The following is a 5,432-nucleotide window of genomic DNA, read 5'->3' as shown; positions in this document are numbered from 1 at the left end:
ATTGCCCGCGCTCGCCACCAGCGACAAAGCGCCGCCGGTCGAAGTCGCGCTGGTCAGCGAGACACCCGCCGAATTCACATCGACCGACTTGCCCGAAACAATCGCCGTCGCCGCCGCATCCGCGCTCACCGCGCCCAGCAGCGCCTGTCCGCCCGTCGCCGTGATCGCCACATTGTTGCCCGCGCCAGTCGCGCTCACCGCCGCGCGCCCGCCAGCGGCACGCCCGCGCACGCCAAGCGATGCCGTCACCGTCGCGCCGCCGCCCGTGGCCGAAGCCGTATCCACCGCCACATTGCCCGCGCTCGCCACCAGCGACAGCGCGCCGCCCGTCGATGTCGCGCTCGTCAGGCTGACGCTTGCCGCGTTGACGTTGATCGATCCGCCATCAAGATCGATCCGGTCGTTTGCCAGCAGGCCACCAGTCGTCACAATCGCGCCGTTCGCGCTGACCAAGGTATCGCCGCCCACGCCCGATGCGTTGGCCGAACCGGCGAGGTTGATCCCATCGGCCACCGCCGCGCTGTTAACGGTCACGGCCCCGGCGGCATTGGTCTTGGTCGCCAGAATGACCGTGCCGCCCGCCGCCGTCGCCACCAGCGAGCCTGCCGCGCCAACATTCAGCAGGCTGGCAATGCCCACCGTCGATGCCCCGGCCAGCCGCACCGATGCGCCCGAAATCGCGCCGGTCACGTCGATCTGCGCGGTGCCCACCGCCGTGCCGGCGTTGATCTGCACCGACAGCGGGCTACCAACGCCCAGCGGCAGATCGAAATTGGCCGCCGTCACCAGCGCCACATCGCCGGTCGCAGTGATCGCCTTGCCCGCGTTGATATTGGCCGCGCCGATCACCACCGATCCGCTCGACGTGATCGCACCCGCGCCCGCCGTCAGCGTGATCCCGCTGGTCGATGCGCCGGCAAAATTGGCCGCGCCGCCATTCAGGAAATCGGCATCGGCAATCGGCAGCGTGCTCAGCACCAGACTGGCACCGTTGAACGAGCCGGTGCCGCCAAAGGTAATGCCGGTTGGATTGACCAGCCAGACCCCGATGTTCGATTGCCCGGTGATCGGGCCATTGATCACCGAAGGCACCGCTGTCACCACGCGGTTCAGCACCGCGAACGGCGTGACCAGATTTGGCGAGGTAAAATTGACCGCTTCGCCAACGGTATTGCCGATGTTGAACGTCGTCCATTGCACCACGCGGTTGGCGTCGTTGAGGTTGACCGTCATCACATTGGCAGCGGTGGAGATCGTCGCGCCGCCATTGACCGAAACCACCGGCAGTGTCTGCGCAATGCCAGCGCTCGGCAGCATGCCACCCACCGCCGCCACCAGCGCCAGCGCGCTCGATTGCGCCAGCGAACGCAGGCGAAAAACGCGCGCGCCAGAGCGATTGGCCTTCGCACGGGTGGCAAACGGAGCAAGGTTCATCGGCATCGGATTGGACTCCACCATGACGGCCTAACGGCGTCCACCAAACGGAACGAGCTGGAATGTGAGCGAGGCAAGCACGCGGTCGTTCGGACGGGCATCGTCAAACGACAGCGCCTTGTCGACAGGCCGCGCATAGGTCAGCTCAAGCAGCGCGATGCCCGGCAGCGCGATGCGCAGGCCTCCGCCATAGGAGCGGAGCAAGCGGTTGTTTTCGGTCGAGTTGCGATCAAGGTTCCAGATGCGCACGGCATCGAAAAACACGAACGGCTCGAACGAAGCGATCGATTGCTGCGGAAGCATCGCGCGCAGTTCGACCGACGCACCCAGCGCGCGGTCGCCGCTGTTCGAACCCGGATCATAGCCCCGGCCCAAGGTCAGGTTGCCAATCGCGAACTCGTCATAATTGAGCAGCGGCCTGTTCGACCATTGGCCGCGCTGGCTGCCGGTAATGCTGAAAATCGGACCCAATCCGATCCGCTCGTCCAGCTGCCCGCGCAGCACCGTGGCAGTGGCGCTGCCTTCGAAGCGCGACGGGAAAAAGCCCCCGGAACTGGCCTGTCCGGTTTTGGTCGCTCCAAAAATGCCCAGCCCCTTGCGCACTTCAAGCGAGCCGCCAAGGCGGAATTGCTCGGCGCCCCCGGCGTTGAAGCTGCGTGTTTCGCCTGCCAGCCGCACATAAGCGGTCGTCACCCGGTCGAGGTTCAGCGGCGAATCGTTAGCGGCGCTCTGCACCACCGTGCGTTGCTGCGCGAACTCGAACCCGGCAACCACGCCCAGATTGTCGCGCACGCTGCGGATCAACGGACGCGACACTTCAAGGCTGGCGATGATCGACTTGGTCTGCAGCCGCAACTGATCGAGATCGGGCTGCGATATGGCATAAGTCAGCCGCGCGCCGATCGTCGTGCCCTTATCGTCCAGCCCCATGATGTGGCCGATCTGGAAGATCTTCTGCTCTTTGACATTGGCCGTGGTCGAAAAACCGAAATACGTCGTGTCCGACAATCCGGTCAGCCCGCGAATTTCGGCGCGCACATAGCCGGTTTCGCGGCCCAGCTGCTTGCTGTTGTAGTTCTGCGCGTTGGCGACAACCGAAAAGCGGCTGTAATTCACCGTCAGTTCGCCGATCACATCGCCCGGCTTGGCCCCGGTGGGCCGCAGCGAAAGCTGCACATCGAGCCCCGGCACATCGCCCGCCAGCAGCAGGATCTTCTCGGCCACCGCTTCGTTCAGCGGGTCGAGCCGCTTCAGCGCTTCGATGCTCTGCTGCAGCCGCCCTTCATAAGGGCCTGCCTCGCCGCGCACGCGCATCTCGACAATCCGCGAGGTGACGACTTCCAGCTTGAGCACGCCGTCCTCGATCCGCTGCGGCGGAATCTGGATCGTGGCGACATAGCGTTCGCGGCGCAGCGCCGCGTTCGCCTGATCCCGGATCGCGCAGACCACGCTGATCGGCTGCTCGCCCGCCGGGGCGGATAGCGCTGCGAGCAGGTTGTTGAGTTCGGGGGCCAGCGCTTCGCCGCCTGCCCCGCTGAAGGCCACGCGGGTGATCGTGGCGCGCACCGCGCTGGTTTCCAACGGACACGGCGCAACGGTGATCGCGCCCTGCCCGCTCACTTTGGCAGTGCTGGGCCGGGTCTGCGCCTGGATCGCGGGGGGATTGATCTCCTGCCGGGTCGGGCCCGCTACATCGGGACGGGGCGCTTCTTGCGCGGCCGCCATCGCCGGCAGCGCGCTGGCCGCAAGCAGCGCCAAACGTCCGGCAAAGAGACCTGCCAACCGGCGCTTGCCGGCGCCCTGCTCGCCGATCGCATCGCTCAGGCCAGAAGATACGTTCCTTGGGCTAGCAAGCATGCGAGAATCCCCTCCGTTAACATCGGGTTACCGAGCCGACCGAATCGAGTCAAGCGAACAGCAAAATACTGCCGAACAGCGCCTCAAGCCGCGCCTGATGTGTCGTTGACTTGTCATATCTTCGGCGGTCTCGCCGGGGAAATATTTTATGCGTTCTATCGACCTCGAAAAATTCGACAATAACTGCGCCGAATTGAGCGATTTTCGGCTTGCTGCCAATTAAATCAGCATTTTTCTAGATGCGCTTGGCACCGCTCTATTGGCGCGGCATGCGCCTGCCCGCCCACGCGGACAGGCGCTGCAGGCGCGGCTTAGGACCCGAAGAAAAACCGCTCTTCGACGATTTTCCCGTCACTTACCGTATAAAGCGCGTCTTCTTCCATCTGCATGCGCACACCATTGGCCTTCATCGTCACGTCCATCTTGAAGCGGATGATGAACTGGTCGCCGTTGACATAAGGGCCATGCGCTTCGGCACTGTGGATCTCGTGGTTTTCGTACCACCAGACGCCCTTGGCGCGCACCGCATCAATTCCGCGCGTTACCGGATCGCCGCCCGGCGGTGCCATGGGCTCTACGCTGACAATATCGGCAGACCAATATTTCTCGCCGGCTTCGTCGAATTTGCCCGCGCTGCAGAGCGCGGCGAAGTCGGCGGCGATTTCCTGCACAGTCATCACACTCTCCTTCTACAATCGATTATGACCTGAGGCTGGCATTGCTTCGTGACCCTACTGTGACAACGCGTCGTCGCTTGGCCCGGTCAGCGGATGGACCTCGCGGCACGAGGATGGCATAGCGCGCGCGGACCAACCGGGAGAACCACCATGCCGTTTTCGTTCTATGACGCCGTCGTGCCGAACAACCTCCAGATTCTGGCCGCAATCGATGCCGTGCTGGTCAAGGCAGCGGCATTCTGCGCCGAACATGGCCGTGCCGAGGCCGACTTGATCGACGCGCGGCTCGCGCCCGACATGCTGCCGCTCGGCTATCAGGTGAAATGCTGCGTCTCCCATTCGGTCGGCGGGATCGAGGGCGTGAAGGCGGGCAGCTTCTCGCCCGACATGGCAGCCTGGCCCACCGACTTCGCCGGTTTGCATGCGCTGCTGCAAGGTGCCATCGAAGCGCTGAATAGCATCGACCGCGAAGCGTTCGAGGCGCTGGCCGACACCGACACCCAGTTTGCCTTCGGCGAGACGCGCATGCCATTTACCGGCGCGAACTTCCTGCTCTCGTTCAGCCAGCCCAACTTCTTCTTCCATGCAAGCACCGCCTACGCCATCCTGCGCGCCCAAGGCGTGAAACTGGGCAAGCGCGATTTCCTCGGCCGGCCGCGCCTGAAGCTCTGAAGCATCGCGCGCAGTCGCGGGGCATGCGCCGAAAAAGCGCCCACCCTGGGCCCCTCCCTTCTTGGAAAGGCTCAGGATGAGCGCGAGGGGGGGACGAAAGCACAACCAGTCCCCCTCCCGCCTGCGGGTGGGGTTAGGGGTGGGCAGCCTCCACACACAACTTCTCCTTGACAAAACGAACCATATAGGCTAAATGCCCCGCAGATCGGGAGCGGGCTTGGCCGGCCTTGCCTTCGCTCTTTCGGCCTCGCGCTGTTAATCAGGGCGAGGCTGACGCGACCGGTGCGGGCTGCGGGTTCAAGGTGGGGCGGTTTCCCCAAGTCCTTGGCCGGGCGACTTACCGCGCCAGCACAGGATCATGGTCCATCGGGCGTTTGGCGATCTCAGATCCCCAGACGCCGTCAAGAAACCGGCACGCAGGCGAGCCGCTTCCCCGGTTTTGGGCTTTGATCGACAAAATGGCTGCGCCGGAGAGGATCTGCCCTCCCGGCCACTCGCACCCGCGCAGAACACGACGCCCTCCCCGCAGCGCCAGTGCAGGCGCCGCACCGGTCGCGCGATCCCCCCTCTGCCCAGACGCCGCACCCGTGCGCCCGAAATCCAAATCCAACAGGATCACACCGCGCACCCCGGCGAAGGCCGGGGCCTCAGTCGGTAAAGCGCAACCCAGCGGCAGACAGCCCGAGGTCCCGGCCTCCGCCGGGACGCACGACGCCCGCCTTAGCGCACCACCTTCAGCTTGCCGCTTTTCGCGGCCTTCTCGTGCGCTTCAATCCAGCTATCGACAACCGG

Annotated in this window: 4 protein-coding genes; 1 reads left to right on the top strand and 3 read right to left on the bottom strand. The window is 64.7% G+C overall.

Annotated elements, in window-relative coordinates:
- The 3 genes from Q0O40_RS15210 to Q0O40_RS15200 form a co-directional block, all read right to left on the bottom strand.
- Nucleotides 1-1,458, bottom strand: a 1,458-nt coding sequence (locus Q0O40_RS15210; RefSeq protein ID WP_295531778.1) for a filamentous hemagglutinin N-terminal domain-containing protein, incomplete at its 3' end; no start/stop codon positions are given.
- 6 nt (nt 1,459-1,464) lie between these two features.
- A complete protein-coding gene (locus Q0O40_RS15205) occupies nt 1,465-3,291 on the bottom strand; it encodes a ShlB/FhaC/HecB family hemolysin secretion/activation protein (RefSeq protein ID WP_295531775.1) in 1,827 nt (608 codons plus the stop codon).
- A gap of 311 nt (nt 3,292-3,602) precedes the next feature.
- On the bottom strand, nt 3,603-3,968 hold the full coding sequence (locus Q0O40_RS15200) for a nuclear transport factor 2 family protein (protein ID WP_295531772.1): 366 nt from the start codon (nt 3,966-3,968) through the stop codon (nt 3,603-3,605).
- A 150-nt stretch (nt 3,969-4,118) separates the two neighbouring features.
- Between Q0O40_RS15200 and Q0O40_RS15195 the strand changes: the two genes are divergently transcribed.
- Nucleotides 4,119-4,640 (top strand): DUF1993 family protein, encoded by a 522-nt coding sequence (locus Q0O40_RS15195; protein WP_295531770.1) that lies wholly within the window; start codon nt 4,119-4,121, stop codon nt 4,638-4,640.
- Nucleotides 4,641-5,432 lie beyond the last annotated feature (792 nt).

The sequence above is a fragment of the Novosphingobium sp. Chol11 genome, from assembly GCF_945870625.1.
Classification (GTDB): domain Bacteria; phylum Pseudomonadota; class Alphaproteobacteria; order Sphingomonadales; family Sphingomonadaceae; genus Novosphingobium.
This window is presented reverse-complemented; position numbering and strand designations above follow the sequence as displayed.

Bases quoted from the DNA above. Each gene is read 5' to 3' on its own strand.
- Q0O40_RS15205 (WP_295531775.1), bottom strand. From the start codon at position 3,291: ATGCTTGCTAGCCCAAGGAACGTATCTTCTGGCCTGAGCGATGCGATC.
- Q0O40_RS15200 (WP_295531772.1), bottom strand. From the start codon at position 3,968: ATGACTGTGCAGGAAATCGCCGCCGACTTCGCCGCGCTCTGCAGCGCG.
- Q0O40_RS15195 (WP_295531770.1), top strand. From the start codon at position 4,119: ATGCCGTTTTCGTTCTATGACGCCGTCGTGCCGAACAACCTCCAGATT.